General features: G+C 70.7%; 21 protein-coding genes. 12 read left to right on the forward strand and 9 right to left on the reverse strand.

Annotated features, from left to right (window positions below):
* Window positions 1-141: 141 nt before the first annotated feature.
* Together GXW71_RS31025 and GXW71_RS31030 are read left to right on the forward strand one after the other, a co-directional pair.
* Window positions 142-1185 (forward strand): C-terminal binding protein, encoded by a 1044-nt coding sequence (locus GXW71_RS31025; RefSeq protein WP_211856933.1) that lies wholly within the window; start codon window positions 142-144, stop codon window positions 1183-1185.
* Entirely contained in the window at window positions 1185-1865 is a 681-nt protein-coding gene (locus GXW71_RS31030) for a DUF7002 family protein (RefSeq protein WP_211856942.1), read from the forward strand. Before GXW71_RS31025 ends, GXW71_RS31030 begins: the two co-directional genes overlap by 1 nt.
* On the opposite strand, the gene GXW71_RS31035 is transcribed toward GXW71_RS31030, so the two are convergent.
* From GXW71_RS31035 to GXW71_RS31060, 6 genes are all read right to left on the reverse strand, one after another.
* Window positions 1828-2820: an MBL fold metallo-hydrolase gene (locus GXW71_RS31035; RefSeq protein WP_211856944.1), complete on the reverse strand. Its 993-nt coding sequence runs from the start codon at window positions 2818-2820 to the stop codon at window positions 1828-1830. The two genes, GXW71_RS31030 and GXW71_RS31035, sit on opposite strands and share 38 nt — an antisense overlap.
* Window positions 2817-4499: a DEAD/DEAH box helicase gene (locus GXW71_RS31040; RefSeq protein WP_211856946.1), complete on the reverse strand. Its 1683-nt coding sequence runs from the start codon at window positions 4497-4499 to the stop codon at window positions 2817-2819. Before GXW71_RS31040 ends, GXW71_RS31035 begins: the two co-directional genes overlap by 4 nt.
* A 129-nt stretch (window positions 4500-4628) precedes the next feature.
* Complete coding sequence (locus tag GXW71_RS31045) at window positions 4629-6017, reverse strand: amidase (RefSeq protein ID WP_211856948.1); 1389 nt, start codon at window positions 6015-6017, stop codon at window positions 4629-4631.
* Window positions 6014-6208: a hypothetical protein gene (locus tag GXW71_RS31050; RefSeq protein ID WP_211856950.1), complete on the reverse strand. Its 195-nt coding sequence runs from the start codon at window positions 6206-6208 to the stop codon at window positions 6014-6016. Before GXW71_RS31050 ends, GXW71_RS31045 begins: the two co-directional genes overlap by 4 nt.
* 46 nt (window positions 6209-6254) lie before the next feature.
* Window positions 6255-7412: a pyridoxal phosphate-dependent aminotransferase gene (locus tag GXW71_RS31055; RefSeq protein ID WP_211856952.1), complete on the reverse strand. Its 1158-nt coding sequence runs from the start codon at window positions 7410-7412 to the stop codon at window positions 6255-6257.
* Window positions 7409-8071, reverse strand: a complete 663-nt coding sequence (locus GXW71_RS31060) for an aspartate/glutamate racemase family protein (RefSeq protein WP_211856954.1) — start codon at window positions 8069-8071, stop codon at window positions 7409-7411. The genes GXW71_RS31055 and GXW71_RS31060 overlap by 4 nt, the downstream gene beginning before the upstream one ends.
* Before the next feature lie 189 nt (window positions 8072-8260).
* On the opposite strand from GXW71_RS31060, the gene GXW71_RS31065 reads away from it, so the two are divergent.
* The 4 genes from GXW71_RS31065 to mtnA all read left to right on the forward strand — a co-directional run bounded on the left by GXW71_RS31065 (window position 8261) and on the right by mtnA (window position 10772).
* Window positions 8261-8710 carry a DUF983 domain-containing protein gene (locus tag GXW71_RS31065; RefSeq protein WP_211856956.1) on the forward strand — a complete coding sequence of 150 codons (450 nt, stop codon included), beginning with the start codon at window positions 8261-8263 and terminating at the stop codon, window positions 8708-8710.
* Window positions 8703-9218 (forward strand): UPF0262 family protein, encoded by a 516-nt coding sequence (locus tag GXW71_RS31070; RefSeq protein WP_246527051.1) that lies wholly within the window; start codon window positions 8703-8705, stop codon window positions 9216-9218. The genes GXW71_RS31065 and GXW71_RS31070 overlap by 8 nt, the downstream gene beginning before the upstream one ends.
* A 70-nt stretch (window positions 9219-9288) precedes the next feature.
* A complete protein-coding gene (locus GXW71_RS31075; RefSeq protein WP_211856958.1) occupies window positions 9289-9672 on the forward strand; it encodes a RidA family protein in 384 nt (127 codons plus the stop codon).
* Entirely contained in the window at window positions 9669-10772 is a 1104-nt protein-coding gene (gene mtnA, locus GXW71_RS31080; RefSeq protein ID WP_211856960.1) for an S-methyl-5-thioribose-1-phosphate isomerase, read from the forward strand. The genes GXW71_RS31075 and mtnA overlap by 4 nt, the downstream gene beginning before the upstream one ends.
* 28 nt (window positions 10773-10800) lie before the next feature.
* Here the strand turns inward: mtnA and GXW71_RS31085 are convergent, their stop codons facing one another.
* Window positions 10801-10998: a hypothetical protein gene (locus GXW71_RS31085; RefSeq protein WP_211856962.1), complete on the reverse strand. Its 198-nt coding sequence runs from the start codon at window positions 10996-10998 to the stop codon at window positions 10801-10803.
* Window positions 10999-11222: 224 nt separating this feature from the next.
* Here GXW71_RS31085 and GXW71_RS31090 point away from each other — a divergent pair, with 224 nt between their 5' ends.
* The 5 genes from GXW71_RS31090 (at window position 11223) to GXW71_RS31110 (ending at window position 14886) form a co-directional block, all read left to right on the forward strand.
* Window positions 11223-12074: a transporter substrate-binding domain-containing protein gene (locus GXW71_RS31090; RefSeq protein WP_211856964.1), complete on the forward strand. Its 852-nt coding sequence runs from the start codon at window positions 11223-11225 to the stop codon at window positions 12072-12074.
* The gene (locus tag GXW71_RS31095) at window positions 12074-12811 is read left to right on the forward strand and encodes an amino acid ABC transporter ATP-binding protein (protein WP_211856966.1); all 738 of its coding nucleotides are present in this window, start codon (window positions 12074-12076) and stop codon (window positions 12809-12811) included. The genes GXW71_RS31090 and GXW71_RS31095 overlap by 1 nt, the downstream gene beginning before the upstream one ends.
* Before the next feature lie 13 nt (window positions 12812-12824).
* Window positions 12825-13505, forward strand: a complete 681-nt coding sequence (locus tag GXW71_RS31100; protein WP_211856968.1) for an amino acid ABC transporter permease — start codon at window positions 12825-12827, stop codon at window positions 13503-13505.
* Window positions 13506-13507: 2 nt separating this feature from the next.
* Window positions 13508-14179, forward strand: a complete 672-nt coding sequence (locus GXW71_RS31105) for an amino acid ABC transporter permease (protein ID WP_211856970.1) — start codon at window positions 13508-13510, stop codon at window positions 14177-14179.
* A 173-nt stretch (window positions 14180-14352) separates the two neighbouring features.
* The gene (locus GXW71_RS31110) at window positions 14353-14886 is read left to right on the forward strand and encodes a hypothetical protein (RefSeq protein ID WP_211856972.1); all 534 of its coding nucleotides are present in this window, start codon (window positions 14353-14355) and stop codon (window positions 14884-14886) included.
* Window positions 14887-14909: 23 nt separating this feature from the next.
* Here the strand turns inward: GXW71_RS31110 and GXW71_RS31115 are convergent, their stop codons facing one another.
* Both GXW71_RS31115 and GXW71_RS31120 read right to left on the reverse strand, forming a co-directional pair.
* Window positions 14910-16316 carry an amidase gene (locus tag GXW71_RS31115; protein WP_211856974.1) on the reverse strand — a complete coding sequence of 469 codons (1407 nt, stop codon included), beginning with the start codon at window positions 16314-16316 and terminating at the stop codon, window positions 14910-14912.
* The gene (locus GXW71_RS31120; RefSeq protein ID WP_211856976.1) at window positions 16316-16519 is read right to left on the reverse strand and encodes a hypothetical protein; all 204 of its coding nucleotides are present in this window, start codon (window positions 16517-16519) and stop codon (window positions 16316-16318) included. The genes GXW71_RS31115 and GXW71_RS31120 overlap by 1 nt, the downstream gene beginning before the upstream one ends.
* A 153-nt stretch (window positions 16520-16672) precedes the next feature.
* Between GXW71_RS31120 and GXW71_RS31125 the strand changes: the two genes are divergently transcribed.
* A partial coding sequence (locus GXW71_RS31125; RefSeq protein WP_211856978.1) for a PsiF family protein occupies window positions 16673-17142 on the forward strand: 470 nt, incomplete at its 3' end.

Raw genomic sequence — 17142 nt, forward strand, 5'->3', positions numbered from 1 at the left:
CGGCACGCATTTCACGCGTGCCGAGCGCCGATGGGCGCTGCGGGTGCGCGGCGTCATGCGAATGCCGTGCTCTTTGCACGACAGGTTTGAGGAGGCATGATCGTGCCAACGACCATGCCGGGTGCATAGGGGAGCGAAGACGTGGCGAAGTACAAGATCCTGACGCCGGCGGGCGCGTCATTCACGACCGCCGGTGGCGGTTATGACTACGAGATGGAGGCGCTCCAGAACATGGACGCCGAGATCGTCGAGTGCCCGGCGACCGAAGCGGGCTTCCTGGCCGCGGCCCGCGATGCGGACGCCGTCTATGCCAAGGGCATGCAGTTCACCAAGCCGATGATCGACGCACTGGAGAAGTGCAAGGTCATCTCGCTCGGCTCCGTCGGGGTCGATTCCGTCGATGTCACGGCTGCCACCCTGCGCGGCATCCCCGTCACCAACTGCCCCGACACCTTCATCGAGGAAGTCGCCGACCATGCGATGATGCTGCTGCTGGCGACGCATCGCCGCGCCATCGAGCAGGACCGCATGGTGCGCGAGAGCCGCTGGAAGGAAGGCCGGCCGCAGCTCCTGCAGGTTCCGCGCCTGATGGGGATGACGCTCGGCTTCATCTCCTTCGGCCGCGTCGCGCGCCAGGTCGCGAAGCGCGCCCGCGCCTTCGGCCTGCACATGAAGGCCTATGACCCCTTCATCCAGGAGATCGTGCTGTCCGACTACGGCGTGGAGCCGGCCAGCCTCTCCGAGGTGCTCTCCACCAGCGACTTCGTCTCGATGCACGTCCCGGCGACGCCGGAGGCGCAGGGCATGCTGACCGAGAAGCACTTCCGCCAGATGAAGAAGACAGCGATCTTCATCAACACCGGCCGCGGCCCGACCGTGGACGAGCCCGCGCTGATCAAGGCGCTGGAGGAGAAGTGGATCGCCGGGGCCGGGCTCGATGTCTTCCAGATCGAACCGCCGAATCAGGAGAACCCGCTGCTGCGCATGCCGCACGTCATCCTCTCGCCCCACAACGCCTCCGCCTCCGCCCGCTTCGATCCCGCTCGCAAGCGGCGCGTGGGACAGGAACTGGCTCTGGTGCTCTCCGGCCGCTGGCCGATGAGTTGCGTGAACCCGATCGTGCTGCCCGGGAGCCCGCTGCGACGCTGGCAACCCTATGCGATGGACCGCGGCCCGAATAGCTGATGCCCGACGCCGGGCAGGCCATCGCACGCGACCGCAAAGGAGAGGCGACGCGGCGCGACCTGCCTGAGGTCGCCTTTCACATCGTCGAAGGCGCGAACTGGGCGCATCTGCGCCGCGAAGGATTGAGAAGCGCGCGTGACCTGCTGGAGGCCAATGGCCTGCCGGCGGCATGCGGATGGCGGCAGGAGACCCTTATCCTGCCCGATGGCCGGGTGATCCGCGACCAGAGGCCCATGCCCCCAGCGGCCCTGGCGCGCTGCCTCGACGACGCGCTGTCACCGGATGACTGGTATGACCTCCTGAATGGCTGCGTCTTCTTCTGGCTGGACGAAGCGCGCGTCCAGCGGCACGCGAGGGCCCTGGCGAAACGCGACCAGATCCTGCTGCGGCTGGATGCCCGGCGGCTGGATGCCCGGCGGCTGGCCGCCGCCTATGCGCCGCATGTCAGGCTGAGCCCGTTCAATCTGGGCGCCGCGATCCGGCGGCCGGCCCGCCGCGGCCTGCGCACGCTCGTTCCCCTCGAGGATTGGCGCCGCGACGCCTGGAAGACCGAAGCACTGCACGGCATGACACCGCGCAGCCCCAGTCACGCCCCGGCCGAGATGATCGTCCTGACGGCGATCCCCGACCTGGACGAATTCGTCATGACGGCCGAGGCGCTGCCGGGCCGGGCGGGCTGAAGGCGGCCGCGATCTCGGCCAGCACCTCGGCTGCGATGTGGCGCGGAGAGAAATGGAACGGCTCCACCGCGCCGACGCCCGCCGCCCGCGCGATCTCGCCGGCAGCCCTTGCGGTCAAATGGCCGCGTTCCAAAGCCCGCTCCGCCTCGGCGGCAAGGAAGGGTGCTTCGATGAACAGCAGTTCGACATCCTGGACGAGCGCCGCGATCGCCAGGCGGTTGGCGGGCGTGTCGGCCACATCCGTCACGTAGCCGATCGCGCGCCCAGGCGCCGTCACCACCACGTCGCGCAGCTTCGACAGCGGCATCCGACCGCCGGGCGTCTCCACCTCCGCCGCGCCGGCCAGCACGGCGCCTTTCAGTGCCGTCACCCAGGGGCCAGTCCGCCAGCCGCGCGCGGCGATGACCTCGGCCCGCACCGTCGCCTGCATGCCCTCCTCAGCCCGGAAGCCAAGCACCGGGCCGTGATGCGCCAGCAGCGCCGCCCGCACGCGGATGCCGGGTTCGTCCAGCAGCACGCCGCCCGATGCGGAAGCCTCCGCCAGCGGTTCCGGCTCAAAACCCCTTTGCAGCGCGAACCGGGCGCCGCGCAGCACGTCATCCGCATGCAGCTCGAAAACCTCGAAGCTCAGCACCGGCACGATGCGGTCCACCAGGTCCCACTCGTAGCCGCGCAGCTTGTGCCCGATGCGCGTGATGGTTCCCGGCGGCCCGAACACCGCGATCCGGGCCTGTCGTCCGACGTTCACGCGCAGCAGCCGATCGAAGCCGATCAGGTGATCCATATGCGCGTGGCTGAGGAAAAGATGCGTCACCCGCAGCAGCGCCCGCCCGTCGAGCGCCGCCAGGTCGCCGGCATCGAACAGCATCGCCCTGCCCTGTTGTGGCAGGTCGAGCAGCAGGGCCGGATCACCCGAGCGGCCATTGACCAGCGCGGGGACCAGCCGATGCGTCATCCGCGCCGCCGCGGCGGTGGCGCGTGCTCGGCGAGCGGCGCCATGCGGATGTCATCCGGCCGCTGCGGCCCGCGCAGCCCGTCCATCACCCGGCCGGTGGCACCTGGCGCGATCTCCACCTGGGTCTCACGGCCCATGATGCGGATGGTGCCGATGTCCGGCTTGGTGATGCCGAAGCGCCGGCAGAGATAGGGGATCATCCATTTCGGGTCGGCATTGCCGGCGCGCCCGATCGCCATCCGGAACCAGGCCCCGCCGCTCACCGCATCGCGCGGCGGCGCGCGTTCACGTGTGGCATGCGGCGGCGCGCGCTCACCCGCGGCATGCGGCCCCGCCCGCTCACGCTCCCGCACCGGCGGCGGGCGCTGTGGCGTGATCTCCGACAGATCCTCGGGCTCCGGCAGCCGGGCACGGGCCATGCGGGCGAAAGCCGCGGCCACCGCCTCGGCGCCCCGCGCCTCGATCATCTTGCGGCCGAGCGCCAGATCGTCCTCCCCCGGTTCCTCGACCAGCACCGGGTCTTCCATCAGCCGCGCCTCGTCGCGGGTGCGCACCTCGGCCGCTGCCGGTGCGCCCGACCAGCTCGGCTCGATCCGCGCCGACTGGATCAGCCGCTCGGCGCGGCGGCGCGCCGGGAACGGCACCAGCAGGGCCGAGACGCCTTTCCGCCCGGCCCGGCCGGTGCGCCCGGAGCGGTGCTGCAGGATCTCCGGGTCGCGCGGCAGCTCGGCATGGATGACGAGGCCGAGATCCGGCAGGTCGATGCCGCGCGCCGCCACATCGGTCGCGACGCAGACCCGCGCCCGCGCGTCGCGCAACGCCTGCAGCGCGCGGTTCCGCTCGTTCTGCGACAGCTCGCCCGAGAGTGCCACCACCGCGAAGCCGCGCTCCTGCAGGTTGCCATGCAGGCGGTTCACGCTCTCCCGCGTGTTGCAGAAGACCATCGCACCCCGCGCCTCGAACCAGCGCAGCAGGTTGACGATCGCCTTCTCCATCTCGTTCGGCGCGCAGAGGATGGCGCGGTGCTCGATATCGGCATGGCCGCCGGCCTCGCCGCCCACCTCGATGCGGAGCGCATCCTTCTGGAAGCGCCGCGCGAGGTCCTGGATGGCCCGTGGCATGGTCGCGGAGAACAGCAGGCTGCGCCGCGTCTCCGGCGCCGCCGACAGGATGGTCTGCAACTCCTCCCGGAAGCCGAGGTCGAGCATCTCGTCCGCCTCGTCCAGCACCACCGTGCGGATCGCCGAGGCATCGAGGCTGCCGCGTTCCAGGTGGTCGCAGAGGCGGCCCGGCGTACCGACCACGATATGGGCGCCCTGCTGCAGCACGCGGATCTCGCGCCGGATATCCATGCCGCCGACACAGGTCGCGATCCGCGCGCCAGCCGGGCCGTAGAGCCAGGCGAGCTCGCGCGCCACTTGCAGGGCCAGCTCCCGCGTCGGTGCCACGGCGAGCGCCTGGGGCGTGCGGGTATGCGGCAGGCGTGGCGCGTCCCCGATCAGCTCGGGTGCCATCGCCAGCCCGAAGGCCACCGTCTTGCCGGACCCGGTCTGCGCCGAGACCAGCAGGTCGCGCCCCGCCTCCGCCGCCAGGACGGCGTCCTGGACGGGGGTGGGTTCGGCATAGCCGCGTTCGGATAGCGCGGCGGCGAGCAGCGGGTGCAACGTCGGAAAGGGCATGATCGGCGGGGCTTAGAGCAGATCGCCCTGGGGCGGAAGCGCCGGGAGGCGTGAATCTGGGGGCAGAACGAAGCCCCGCGCCTTCAGGCCATGCCGCGCCCGGGGCAGGCTCCTGCCCCGGGATGGCCGTCACGCGGGCAGTTTCGGTCTCTGCCCGCGCAGCCCGAGCACCGTCTCCAGCGCATGCCCGACGCGCAGCGCCATCGCATCCTCGAAGGGCCGCCCGATGATCTGGATGCCGAGCGGCAGCCCGCCCTGGCCGAAGCCCGCCGTCACCACGACGCCGGGCTGGCCGGTCAGGTTGAAGGGGATGGTGAAGTTCGGCCCCTCGAAGCTGGCCCATTTCGTCATCTGTTCGATCGGCCGCGCCTCGCCGGGACTGCCGGCGGTCAGCAGGATGTCGAAATGCCGCATCTGTTCCCCGACGGCATCCGCCAGTTCCCGCCGTCGCCGCTGCGCCTGGATGTAGTCGGCGGCCGACAAGGTCGCGGCGACGGCCAGGCGCTCGCGCAGGAACTCGCCATAGTCGCGGTAGCGCGTGCGCAGCCAGGGCTCGTGCACCGCATAGGCCTCGGCGGCCAGGATGACCCAGCCGGCGGCATTGAACGCCTGCAGCGACGGCAGGCTCGCCTCGCCGACCTCGGCGCCGGCCTCGCGCAGCGCCGCGGCAGCGGTGTCGATCGCCGTCTGCATGCCGGGGCTGACCGGCATGTCGGTCTCGTGGAAATGGCGGATGACCCCGATGCGCAACCCCTTCACCCCATCGCGGAGTCCGCCCAGCAGATCGGGCGCCGGGCGGTCGGCGGAGGAGGGATCGGCCGGATCATGCCCGGCCATCGCCTGCAGCAGCAGCGCGCAGTCCTCCACCGTCCAGGCGAGCGGCCCGGTGGTATCGAGGCTCTGCGCCAGCGGCAGCACGCCGGCGCGCGAGCAGAGCCCGTAGGTCGGCTTGATGCCGGCGGTGCCGCAGAGCGCCGCCGGCATCCGGATCGAGCCGCCGGTATCAGACCCGGTGCCGCCCAGGATCACCCCCGCCGCGACCGCGGCGCCGGTGCCGGACGACGAACCGCCGGTGAAGCGGGTGATGTCCCAGGGATTGCGGGCCGGCGGCCAGGGCAGATCGAAGGACGGCCCGCCCCAGGCGAATTCATGGGTCGCGAGCTTCCCCAGCGACACCGCACCGGCGGCCTTCCATTGCCGCACGGTCGCCGCATCCTCCTGCGGCACATGGTGCAGCAGCACGCGGGAATGGCCGGTGGTGACCACGCCCGCCGTCTCGTAGATGTCCTTGTGCGCGATCGGGATGCCGTCCAGCGGCCCGCGCTGCGCGCCCTTCATCCAGCGTGTCTCGCTCTCCGCCGCCGCGGCCAGGGCGGCTTCGCGCGTGAAGCGGATGAAGGCGTGGATCACCGGGTTCAGGCGCTCCGCGCGGTCCAGGCAGTCCCGCACCAGCTCGCGCGGGGACAATGTCTTCGCGGCGAAGAGGCGGGCGGCTTCGGCGATGGTCGGCGTGGTCACCGCTTCGGCTCCTGCGGGGCAAAGGTGGTGGCGGGCTCATGCGCGACAGGTCGATCGACGCGCACCGCGGCGGCGAAGCGGGCGGCATGGGCGGTGGCGGCGCGGATGCCCTCGGCCTCCGCTTCCGTCAGGACGATGCCCGCCCGCGCCATGGCGGTGTCGAAGGCGGGGCGGGAGAGAGGATCGCTCATGGCGTCGGTCCGCTGATGCTGCAGGTGCAGCATGGCGCAGCCGGGTTCAGCGGTGAAGCAGCGCCTGCGCAAGGCGGGTGCAGGCTTCCGCGAGCAGCGGCTCCGACTGTGCGAAGCAGAGCCTGAGATGCCCCTCCCCACCCAGGCCGAAGGCACTGCCGGGTGCGAGGCCGACGCGGGCGGACCGCAGCAGCGACTTCGCCAGCGCCAGGCTGTCGGTGCAGCCTTCGATCTGCAGGAACAGGTACGTGGCACCATCCGGCACCGGCACCGTCAGGCCGGGAACATCAGCCAGCATGCCCTGCGCGAGGTCGCGGGCGCGGCGATAGCGCGCGACGGTCTCCGCGACGAAGCCCTCGCCCTCCTCCAGCGCCGCGATGCCGGCCTGCTGCACGAAGCCCGGCACCGAGGACATGTTGAACTCGGTGAGCTTGGCCAGGGCGTCCATGAGCGCCGGTGGGGCGACGATCCAGCCCAGCCGCCAGCCGGTCATCGCCCAGGATTTCGAGAAGGAGTTCACCGAGACGACCCGGTCCTCCGGCGTCGCGATCGAGAGGAAGGATGGCGCTGCCGGCAGGTCGAAGGTCAGCCGGTCATAGACGTCGTCGGCCAGGATCCAGGTGCCGGTGCGGCGGCAATGCTCGAGGATGGCGCGCTGCTCGGGCTCGGTCAGCATCCAGCCGGTCGGGTTGCCGGGGGCGTTCAGCAGCAGCAGCCGGGTCGCCGGCGTCACCGCCGCGAAGAGGGCGTCGAGGTCCAGCGACCAGCGCCCGTTCGTGAGCCGCAGCGGCACCGGCGCGACCTCCGCCCCCAGCACGCGGGCGATGCCTTCCATGTTCGGCCAGACCGGCTGCGGGATCACGATCCGGTCGCCGGGCCCGAGCAGCGCCTGGCCGATCAGCATCAGCGCATTGACGCCGGAGGCGGTCACGCAGACCCGGCCGGCATCGACCGGCCGCCCGAGGCGGCCAAGGTAGTGTGCGATCGCCTGGCGCAGCGGGTCGGTGCCGAGGTTCGGCGTGTAGAAGGTGCGGCCCTCGTCCAGGCCGCGCTTGGCGGCGTCCCGGATGAAGCCGGGCGTCACCACATCGGGCTCACCGAACCAGAGCGGAATGAGGCCATCGATCCCGCGCCCGGCCTCCGCGACGTCGCGGATGCGCGACGCCGCGAGGCCGGCGACCGCCGCGCGCGGCCCGGCCTTCACTGCGCCGCCAGCACCGCGAGCAGCGCCTGGGATGCGGCGGCCTGGCAGGGCTCGATCACCGGCACCCCGGCGGCATCCTCGGCCGCCGCGCGATGGCCGGCCATGCCGGCGCAGCCGAGGATCACCACCTCCGCGCCGCCATCGGCCAACTCGCGCGCGGCGGCGCAGAGGCGGGCGCGGGGCGCCACCGGATCGGTCAGCACCTCCATGTCGAGGTTGAGCGAGACGGTGCCGGTATGCCGCGCCTCCACCCCCATCGCCTGCAGGGCGCGGCGGTGTCGGGGGCGGGATTTGTCCGTGAAGCCGATGATGCCGAAGCGCTCGGCCCGCGCCATAGCGGCGGCGATGGCGGAGCGCAGACAGCCGAAGACCGGCTTGTCGGTCGCGATCCGGGCCGCCTCGATTCCGGGATCGGAGACGCAGGCGATGACATAGGCGGCCGCCACCTCCCGCTCGATGACCCGGCAGAGCGGTTCGGCCACCGCATACCAGTCCCGCCAGGTCACGATGGCCGGCGGTCCCGAGGGCAGTGACACGACGTCGATGCGCGGCATCCCCGGCGCCGCGAAACGCGCCAGGGAGGCCGCGATTCCGGCCGTGCAGCTCGCGCTGCTGTTGGGATTGACGACGAGGATGCGGTCGCGGTCCGGGGTGCCCATGCAGTCAATCCTCCCAGCACCGCCCAAGGCTGGCAAGCCGAGCGGAGCCCGAAATGCTTGATCCTGGTGGCTCGCCCTTGTTTGATGCGCCCGCGCCCACAATTTTTTGCAGCGCAGCAATCACTGAGACCATAATCGCCGAGGCCACGATCCGGGCCATCCGGCGAAGCGCCGAGGAAGAACGCCATCATGCGCTGGGAACCCGTCCGCGCCCTGCCCGCCGCCAACGCCGCCGTGCCGAGCTTCGGCACCGTGCTGGCGCGCGGTGCCCGCAACCGCTGCCCGCATTGCGGGGAGGGGCGGATCTTCGACGGCTACCTCAAGGTCCTCAGCGAATGCAGCGTCTGCCACACGCCGTTCGGCGAACTCAGGGCCGATGACGCGCCGCCCTATTTCACGATCTTCCTGGTCGGGCATCTGCTGGTGCCCTTCGTGTTCTGGATCGAAAAGGCCTACCAGCCGGCAATGTGGCTGCACATGGCGGTGTGGCTGCCGCTCTTCACCCTGCTCAGCATGGCCGCGCTGCGCCCGATCAAGGGTGCCACGGTCGGCTGGATGTATCGGCTGGGCGTGAACGAGGAATTGGTCGCCGCCACCGTCCGGGAGACGCCGCGACCGGTGCCGCGCCCCGATGCCTGAACGGGCGATGGCGCAACAGGCGCCGCCGCGCCGTCCGGCCGAGCAGCGGGACCTGGTGAGGATCACCCTGCCGGACGAGACCCCGCTGCCCTCCGCCTATGCGGAGGCGGATCGCCGCCAGGCGGTGGCGGATCTGCTCGCCGCCAACCGCTTCGCGCCGCGTGAGATGGGCGCCGGCCCCTGGGGGCTGGCGCTCTCGGTGCGTGAGGGGCGCCTGGTCTTCGACATCCGCGACGCCGAGGACGCGCCGATCCATGCGATCGTGCTGGCGCTCGGCCCCTTCCGGCGCCTCATCAAGGACTACCACATGGTGGTCGAGAGCCATGAGCGCGCGGTCATGGAGAACCATGGCGAGGCGCGCGTCCAGGCCATCGACATGGGCCGCCGCGGGCTGCACAACGAAGGCGCCGAGCTGCTGGTCGAGCGGCTGCGCGGGCGCGTGGCGGTGGATTTCGAGACCGCGCGGCGCCTCTTCACCCTGGTCTGCGCGCTGCATCAGCGCATCTGAGCGTCCGATGACCGCGGGGCCGAAAGGCCCGGAGGTCCGAATCGGACGCGCCACTTGCTGAGGACATCCCATGGAAAGCCGGATCATCGCTTCGCCGAAGGCGCCGAAGCCGCAAAGCCCCTATGCCCAAGCGCTGGAGGTGAGCGGGGCCACCCGCCTGCTCTTCATCTCCGGCCAGGTGCCGGAGGATGCCGCCGGCCATCTGCCGGAGGGCTTCGAGGCCCAGGCGCGCCAGGCCTGGGCCAATGTGCTGGCGCAGCTCGAAGCCGCCGGCCTCGAGGTCGCGAACCTGGTCAAGGTGACGATCTTCCTGGCCCGCCGCGAGGACGCGATGGCGAATCGCGCGGTGCGGCAGGAGGTGCTCGGTGCGCATCAGCCGGCGCTGACCGTCATCGTCACCGGCATCTTCGACGCGCGCTGGCTCCTGGAGATCGAGGCCGTGGCCGCGGCATGAAGATCGATGGCGTCTCCTATCGCAGCGTCTGGGTCGATCCGGAGGATGGCTGGTCGGTGCGCATCTTCGACCAGACGCGACTGCCCTGGGCGGTCGAGATCCTGCGCCTGACCGATGAGACCGAGGTGGCCCAGGCCATCCGCAGCATGCAGGTGCGCGGCGCGCCGCTGATCGGCGCGGTCGCCGCCTATGGCGTGGCGCTGGCACTCAGGACCGATGCTTCGGCCGCCAGGCTGCGGCAGGCGGTCGCGATGCTGGGCGGAACGCGTCCGACCGCGATCAACCTGCGCTGGGCACTGGAGCGCATGGCGGCGGCGCTCGACAACCTGCCCGACGAGCAGCGCGTGGCGCGCGCCTATGCCGAGGCGGCGGCGATCTGCGACGACGATGCCGAGACCTGCCGGCTGATCGGCATGCATGGCCTGCCGCTGCTGGAGGAGGTCGCGTCCCGCAAGGACCGCGTGAACCTGCTGACCCATTGCAATGCCGGCTGGATCGCGACCGTCGACTGGGGCACGGCGCTGGCCCCGATCTACATGGCCCATGACGCCGGCATCCCCGTGCATGTCTGGGTGGATGAGACCCGCCCGCGCAACCAGGGCGCGGCGCTGACCGCCTGGGAGCTCGGCCGGCATGGCGTGCCGCACACCGTCATCGCCGACAATGCCGGCGGGCACCTGATGCAGCACGGCCAGGTCGATCTCTGCATCGTCGGCACCGACCGCGTGACGCGGCAAGGCGATGCCGCGAACAAGATCGGCACCTATCTGAAAGCCCTCGCGGCGCGCGACAATGGCGTGCCCTTCTGGGTCGCGCTGCCGCATTCGACGCTGGACACCAGCGTCTCGGACGGCGTGCGGGAGATCCCGATCGAGGAGCGCTCCGGGTCCGAGGTCACCGACCTGACCGGCCGCACGGTGGATGGGCGGATCGAGACCATCCGGGTGGCGGCGGAGGGCAGCGCCGCGGCCAACCCCGCCTTCGACGTCACGCCGGCCCGGCTGGTGACCGGTCTCATCACCGAACGGGGCCGCTGCGCGGCCTCCGAGGCTGGGCTGGCGGCGCTCTACCCGGAGAGGTTCCGGAGCGAGGCGCCGTAGGGCGGCATCGCCCGGAGGCGTTCGCCTTCTAGACGCCGCGGTGCGGCTGGCGGGGCTCGACCAGTGCGAGCCCTACGGTCAGCGCCAGCCCGCCGGCGGCTGCGAGTGCGGCCGCGGCCGAAAGCGACAGCTTCAGCGGCAGCAGCGTGTCCCCGAGCAGCAGCACGACCAGCAGCAGGTTCAACAGTAGCCCCGTGACCACGAGGCCGAGGGCGAAACGTGTCATGGCAGGAAGCCCCTCTGGCATGTCCTCATAGAACCCGAAGGCTTGGGCAGCCGAACGGCCCCGCTTTGGCAAGAACAAGGCACAGGATGCGGGCAATGCGTGCTCGCCATGCGGGCAATGCAGGACAAGCGGCGCATTTCATCCGCGCAAGGGCCGGTTGCCAGCCAGCACGGGCGGTGGGAGTGTCCGCGCCCGAACCAAGATCCCCAAGGGAGCCACTCGCCATGCGCAGGCTGATCGCCGCCGCCCTCCTTGCCACACCGCTGCTGGGGCTCGCCGTCCCGGACGCGCGCGCCCAGGCCCAGCCGCCGCTGCGCTGCGGCGTGGACGGCACCTTCGCCCCGCACGCCTTCCCGAGCCTCAGCGGCGGCGTGCAGGGCTTCCAGATCGATCTGTTCCGAGAAGTCGCCCGCCGCATGGGCCGCGAGATCACCATCGAGAGCGCCTCCTTCGGCGGTCTCATTCCGGCGCTGAATGCCGGCCGCTACGACTTCCTCTGCGCACCGACGACGGTCACGCGGGAGCGCGCGGAGAACCTGCTGTTCACCGAGGGCTATATCTGGACCGAACTGCAATTCGGCATCCGCCGCGGCACGCCGCCGATCCGCTCCGAAGAGGATCTGCGCGGCAAGGCGATCAGCGTGAACAAGGGCACGCCCTACGAAGCCTGGGTGCGCAACAATGCCGAGCGCCTGAACCTGACGCTGCTCGCCTTCGACACCCAGCCGGACGCGGTGCAGGCGGTCATCCAGGGCCGTGCCTATGCGAACCTCTCCGGCAACACGGTGGTGCGCTACTCAGCATCCCGCACGCCGCAATTCATTGCCGATTTCGTGCTGCCGGGCACCCGCTTCCACTGGGGCACGCCCTTCCGCCGCGACAGCGCCGCGCTGCGCAATCAGGTGGAGGAGGTCATCGAATGCATGAAGCGCGACGGCACCGTCGCACGCCTGTCGGAGCGCTGGTTCGGCAGCCGGCCGGGCGATGACCAGGCCGAGAACATCGTCTTCCCGGGCTATGGCCCCCCGGACCTGCCCGGCTACGACCCGACCCCGCACGAGCCGCGCTGCAGCTGATGGCTGATATCGTCGATGCGCGTGCCATCCACAAGCACTTCGGCCCGCTGCATGTCCTGAAAGGCGTGGACTTGACCGTCGCCGAGAGGGAGCTGGTCTTCGTGATCGGCCCGTCCGGCTCCGGCAAATCCACCCTGTTGCGCTGCCTGAACCGCCTGGAGGAGCCGACGTCCGGCTCCATCCTGGTGGACGGCATCGATATGCTGGACAAGCGGACGGACATCAACCGCGCGCGCCAGCGCATCGGCATGGTGTTCCAGTCCTTCAACCTCTATCCGCACATGACGGCGCTCGGGAATGTGGCACTCGCGCTGCGCAAGGTGCTGAAGCAGGGCCGCGCGGAGGCCGAGCAACGGGCCCAGGCGGCGCTGGCGCGGGTGCATCTGGCGGATCGGGCCGACCACTACCCGGGCCAGCTCTCCGGCGGCCAGCAGCAGCGGGTCGCCATCGCCCGCGCCATCGCGCTCGAACCCCGCGTGATGCTGTTCGACGAGCCGACCAGCGCGCTCGATCCGGAACTGGTGGGCGGCGTGCTGCAGGCGATGCGGGAGTTGCGCGAGGACGGCATGACCATGGTCGTGGTCAGCCACGAGATGGGCTTCGCCCGCGCCGCCGCCGATCGCGTCGTCTTCATGGCCGATGGCATGAAGCTCGAGGAAGGACCGCCCGGCCAGATCTTCGGCGACCCGCAGCACGAGCGCACCCGCGCCTTCATCCGCCAGATAGAACGGCATTGAAGGTGCGCCGCGCGTGAGCAACTGGGACCGCTTCCTCGATTCCTTCTTCAATCTGCGCGTCATGGCGGATCAGCTCCCCAAGATCGTGGACGGCTTCTTCCTGACCGTGGTGCTGGCGCTCTGCATCGTGGCGACCGGGCTCATCGCGGGACTGCTGCTCGCGGTGGTGCGCGCGCTCGGCATCCGGCCGCTGAACTGGCTGATCATCTTCGTGGTCGACCTGTTCCGCGCGCTGCCGCCGCTGGTCATCATCGTGCTGCTCTATTTCGGGCTGCCGGCGATGGGCATGGAGCTTTCGGGCTTCGGCGCCGCCTGGCTGGCGCTCTCGCTCGTGCTGATGGCCTTCGCGGAGGAGGTCTACTGGGCCGGCATCACCGCGGTGCCGAAGGGGCAATGGGAAGCGGCACGCTCCACCGGGATCGGCTTCCTCCCGACCCTCGGCGCCGTGGTGCTGCCGCAGGCGCTGCGCATGACCATCCCGCCGCTGACCAGCCGCACCATCGCCATCACCAAGGGCACCGCCCTCGCCTCCGTGGTCGCGGTGCCGGAGATCCTGGGCGCGGCGCAGGCCGGCGTCTCCTTCTCCTTCAACCCCTCGCCGCTGACGTTGGGCGCCCTCGCCTATCTGATCCTCTTCCTGCCCGTCGTGATCCTCGGCCGCTGGATCGAGACGCGCTTCGCGTGGAAGCGCTGACCATGCAGGACTTCGTCGAAGCCTTCCTCAATATCGAGATCGCCCGCGAAGCGGCGCCCATCCTCTGGCAGGGGCTGTGGCAGACGCTGCTGCTCTCGGTCATCGTGGTGCCGCTCGGCATCTTGGGCGGCATCATCCTGGCGCTGCTCTCGACCGTGCACAGCGCCTGGGTGCGCTGGCCACTTCGGGTCTGGACCGACCTGTTCCGGGCGCTGCCGCCGCTGGTGCTGCTGGTCTTCATCTATGCCGGTCTGCCCTTCGCCGGCCTCGAGATGGGCGCCTTCGGCGCCGTGGCGCTCGGCTTCTTCCTCAACACCGGCGCCTATTACGGCGAGATCCTGCGGGCCGGCATCGAGAGCATCCCGCGCGGCCAGGTCGAGGCGGCGCGTTCCACCGGCCTCACGCGCTGGCAGGCGCTCAGCCTGATCGTGCTGCCGCAGGCGGTGCGGAACGTGCTGCCGGACCTCGTCTCCAATACGCTGGAGGTGGTGAAGCTTACCTCCATCGCCAGCGTCGTGGCCCTGCCGGAGCTATTGTTCCAGGCGCGCCAGGCGCAGAGCGTGACCTACAACGCGACGCCGATCGTGGCGGCGGCCGTCGCCTACTTCATCCTGCTCTGGCCGGTGGTGCGGCTGCTGAGCCGGCTGGAGAACCGGCAATTGGCGGGGCGGTAGGAAGCAGTCGCCCCTTCTTAACTGCTGGAGCGTTGCCAGGGCCGCCGGTTTCGTTTCGGATCGGGAAAACCTGGAGTCGGAAATTCACCATGCGTCCAAGCCTGCCGCTTCTTGCAGTATGCTTCGCACTTCCTCTCTCAGCTTGCTCCCGGGACCCTCATCGGCCAGCTCCGGTGACGCTCCAGTACAGTCAGACCGTCAGCGCGGTCACGATGGGCAACGCTCCACTGGTGGCGGTGCGCTCACCCGCCGTGAACGACCGCGTCATCGGCCGGGAGCGCGCAAACTGGATCGGCCGCCAGGTGGGCGGCCTTGGCGGCACTTTTCTTGAGATGTCCTCTGATCAGCCGGTTGGGGAGGTCGTCGCGCGGGCCTTCGCTGACGGCCTCAGGCTGCGCGGTCTACTCGCCGCCGATGAGGCGCAGGCGCCATACATCCTGGCCATCACGATGCATCAGCTCGATGTCAGCCGCTATGGCCGCACCGAGGGGACGGCGGACTTCAGTTTGGTTCTGTCAGAGCGCGCAACTGGGCGGGAGATCTGGCGGGATCGCCATCGCATCCAGAATATCGAAGGCTCAGCCATGAGCCTTGCCGGAATGCCCATCATGGCGCAGGAAATCCGGGACTCAGCACTGCTCTCCATGAACCAGGCGGTGGACGCGCTGCTCGACAAGGACGAGTTCCGCGCTGCCCTGCGTCGTTGACGCAGGGCAGCGCGGCGCTCCGCTTAACCCGGTACCCGCGCGTGCCAGTCCGTCTCACGCTGATAGGCATCCGCCACCTGCAGGACCCGCCCCTCCGCGAAGGGCCGGCCGGCGAGTTGCAGCCCGATCGGCAGACCGCGGTCGTCGAAGCCGCAGGGCAGCGAGATCGTCGGCAGGCCGAGATAGTTGAACGGCCGGGTATTCGCCGAGACCGCCATGAAGCGCTGCCAGTTCGCCGGATCGGCATCGACGTCCGTCTCGGCCAGCGTCGGCACCCGGGTGCGCAGGGTCGGCGTCGCGACGATGTCGTAGCCGCCGAGTGCCTCGGCGCAGAAGCGCCGCAGCAGCGGGCCGCGCAGCGACAGCGCCTCCAGATAGTAGTTCGCCGGCAGGGCGTAGCCACCGAAGAGGCGCGCCGAGAGATGGACTGCGTAGTCCCCGGCGCGTTCCCGCATCCAGTTCGCGTGGATCGTGGCGCCTTCCACCCGGCTCACCACCGCGACGGCGGTGCAGACCGGGCCGAGCGAGGGCGCCGAGATGCGCTCCACGACCGCGCCGCGCGCCTTCAGGACATCGAGCGCCGCTTCGAACGCGGTGACGACCACGTCATCGGCGCCGTCGAAGAACCATTCCTGCGGCACCGCGATGCGCAGGCCGCGGATATCGCCGGTGAGCGCGGCCTCGTAGTCCGGCACCGGCTCCGGCGCGCTGGTCGGATCCTTGGGGTCCTGGCCGGCGATCACCGCCATGAAGCGTGCGGCATCGCGGGCGGTGCGGGTCAGCGGCCCGACATTGTCCATGGAGAAGGAGAGCGGCATCACGCCGGCACGGCTGACGCGGGTCTGGGTGCCCTTGATGCCGGTAACGCCGCAGATGGTCGCGGGCAGCCGGATCGAGCCGCCGGTGTCGGAGCCGAGCGCCGCATAGACCATGCGCGATGCCACCGCGACGCCGGAGCCGGAGGAGGAACCGCCGGTGCAATAGGGCGGGTTCCAGGGATTGTGGGCATCGCCGAAATGCGCGTTGTGCCCGGTTGGGTTCTGCGCGAACTCGGCCATGTTGAGCGTGCCGAGATCGATGGCGCCGGCGGCGTCCAGCCGTTCCAGCACGGTCGCGGTGACCTTGGGCACGAAATCGCGCCGGATCTTCGACCCGCAGGTCGAGACCCGGCCCTCCCGGTAATACATGTCCTTATGCGCCATCGGCACCCCGTGCAGCGGGCCGAGCGCCCCGCCGGAGGCGCGCTTGCGGTCCGCCGCACGGGCCGCTTCCAGCGCCTCGGCCCGGTCCAGCCGGATGAAGGCGTTGAGCGCCTTATCCTTGGCATCGATGCGCGCGATGCAGGCCTCGGCCGCGGCGAGCGCGGTCACTTCACCCCGCGCGATGGCACCGGCGAGGTCGGTCATGGAGAGCTCGGCAATGGCGGACATCACGCCTTCTCCTGCTCGGCACGGAGCGCGGCTTCGAAAGAGGCAGGCTCGTCCTCGAAGCCGAGCATGCCGCGCAGCGCTTCGAAGGCCGTGATCAGCGCCAGGTGATCGGCGAGGCCGGCGCGTGCCGCCTGGTTCGGTGCCGCGATGCCGTTCCACCGGTCGATCGCCGCTTCCATGGCGCTGGTATCCTCGGTCGTCATCCGCTCGTTCCCTTGCAGCCCTGTCGGACGGCAGGGTGGACCGCCGAGGCCTTCCCGCGAAGAGGTCACTGGACGCCGATGTAACAGCGCGGGCAGGCTGCGCCCGTGGTGCGGGCAGCCGGGGCCCGGTGCTGCATAAAACGGAGACAATCCATGCTTCCAAGAATCCTGACGCTCGCCACGGTGCTGACCAGCCTCGCCCTCCCGGGCCTGGCGCAGACGACGGCGCCCGCCACCCCTGCCCCCGCCGCCACACCGGCGACCCCAGCCACCCCGGCGACGCCCGCCGCCCCCGCCGCGCGGCGCCAGGCGACCCCGGCGCAGCAGGCCCAGCAGCAGCGGATGCGCGACTGCAACGCCCAAGCGGCTACCCAGAACCTCGCCGCCGCCGCGCGCCGCACCTTCATGCAGAGCTGCCTGTCCGGGCAGACGGCGGCGCCTGCCGCGGCCGCACCCGAAGCCGCGGCCACGCCGGCCCAGCGGCAGCAGCAGCGGATGCGCGACTGCAACGCCCAGGCCGGCACCCAGAGCCTCGCCGGCGCCGCCCGCCAGACCTTCATGCGGAGCTGCCTGTCCGGGGCTGCCACCACCGCGCCGGCGGCCGGGACGACGGCACCCGCCAC

It is taken from the genome of Plastoroseomonas hellenica, assembly GCF_018129085.1.
In the GTDB taxonomy this organism is placed as follows: Bacteria; Pseudomonadota; Alphaproteobacteria; order Acetobacterales; family Acetobacteraceae; genus Plastoroseomonas; species Plastoroseomonas hellenica.

What these genes read in the sequence shown, in the direction of transcription:
- GXW71_RS31030 (WP_211856942.1), top strand. Translation starts at nt 1,185, where the DNA reads ATGCCCGACGCCGGGCAGGCCATCGCACGCGACCGCAAAGGAGAGGCG.
- GXW71_RS31035 (WP_211856944.1), bottom strand. Translation starts at nt 2,820, where the DNA reads ATGACGCATCGGCTGGTCCCCGCGCTGGTCAATGGCCGCTCGGGTGAT.
- GXW71_RS31040 (WP_211856946.1), bottom strand. Translation starts at nt 4,499, where the DNA reads ATGCCCTTTCCGACGTTGCACCCGCTGCTCGCCGCCGCGCTATCCGAA.
- GXW71_RS31050 (WP_211856950.1), bottom strand. Translation starts at nt 6,208, where the DNA reads ATGAGCGATCCTCTCTCCCGCCCCGCCTTCGACACCGCCATGGCGCGG.
- GXW71_RS31060 (WP_211856954.1), bottom strand. Translation starts at nt 8,071, where the DNA reads ATGGGCACCCCGGACCGCGACCGCATCCTCGTCGTCAATCCCAACAGC.
- GXW71_RS31065 (WP_211856956.1), top strand. Translation starts at nt 8,261, where the DNA reads ATGCGCTGGGAACCCGTCCGCGCCCTGCCCGCCGCCAACGCCGCCGTG.
- GXW71_RS31070 (WP_246527051.1), top strand. Translation starts at nt 8,703, where the DNA reads ATGCCTGAACGGGCGATGGCGCAACAGGCGCCGCCGCGCCGTCCGGCC.
- GXW71_RS31075 (WP_211856958.1), top strand. Translation starts at nt 9,289, where the DNA reads ATGGAAAGCCGGATCATCGCTTCGCCGAAGGCGCCGAAGCCGCAAAGC.
- mtnA (WP_211856960.1), top strand. Translation starts at nt 9,669, where the DNA reads ATGAAGATCGATGGCGTCTCCTATCGCAGCGTCTGGGTCGATCCGGAG.
- GXW71_RS31085 (WP_211856962.1), bottom strand. Translation starts at nt 10,998, where the DNA reads ATGACACGTTTCGCCCTCGGCCTCGTGGTCACGGGGCTACTGTTGAAC.
- GXW71_RS31090 (WP_211856964.1), top strand. Translation starts at nt 11,223, where the DNA reads ATGCGCAGGCTGATCGCCGCCGCCCTCCTTGCCACACCGCTGCTGGGG.
- GXW71_RS31095 (WP_211856966.1), top strand. Translation starts at nt 12,074, where the DNA reads ATGGCTGATATCGTCGATGCGCGTGCCATCCACAAGCACTTCGGCCCG.
- GXW71_RS31105 (WP_211856970.1), top strand. Translation starts at nt 13,508, where the DNA reads ATGCAGGACTTCGTCGAAGCCTTCCTCAATATCGAGATCGCCCGCGAA.
- GXW71_RS31115 (WP_211856974.1), bottom strand. Translation starts at nt 16,316, where the DNA reads ATGTCCGCCATTGCCGAGCTCTCCATGACCGACCTCGCCGGTGCCATC.
- GXW71_RS31120 (WP_211856976.1), bottom strand. Translation starts at nt 16,519, where the DNA reads ATGACGACCGAGGATACCAGCGCCATGGAAGCGGCGATCGACCGGTGG.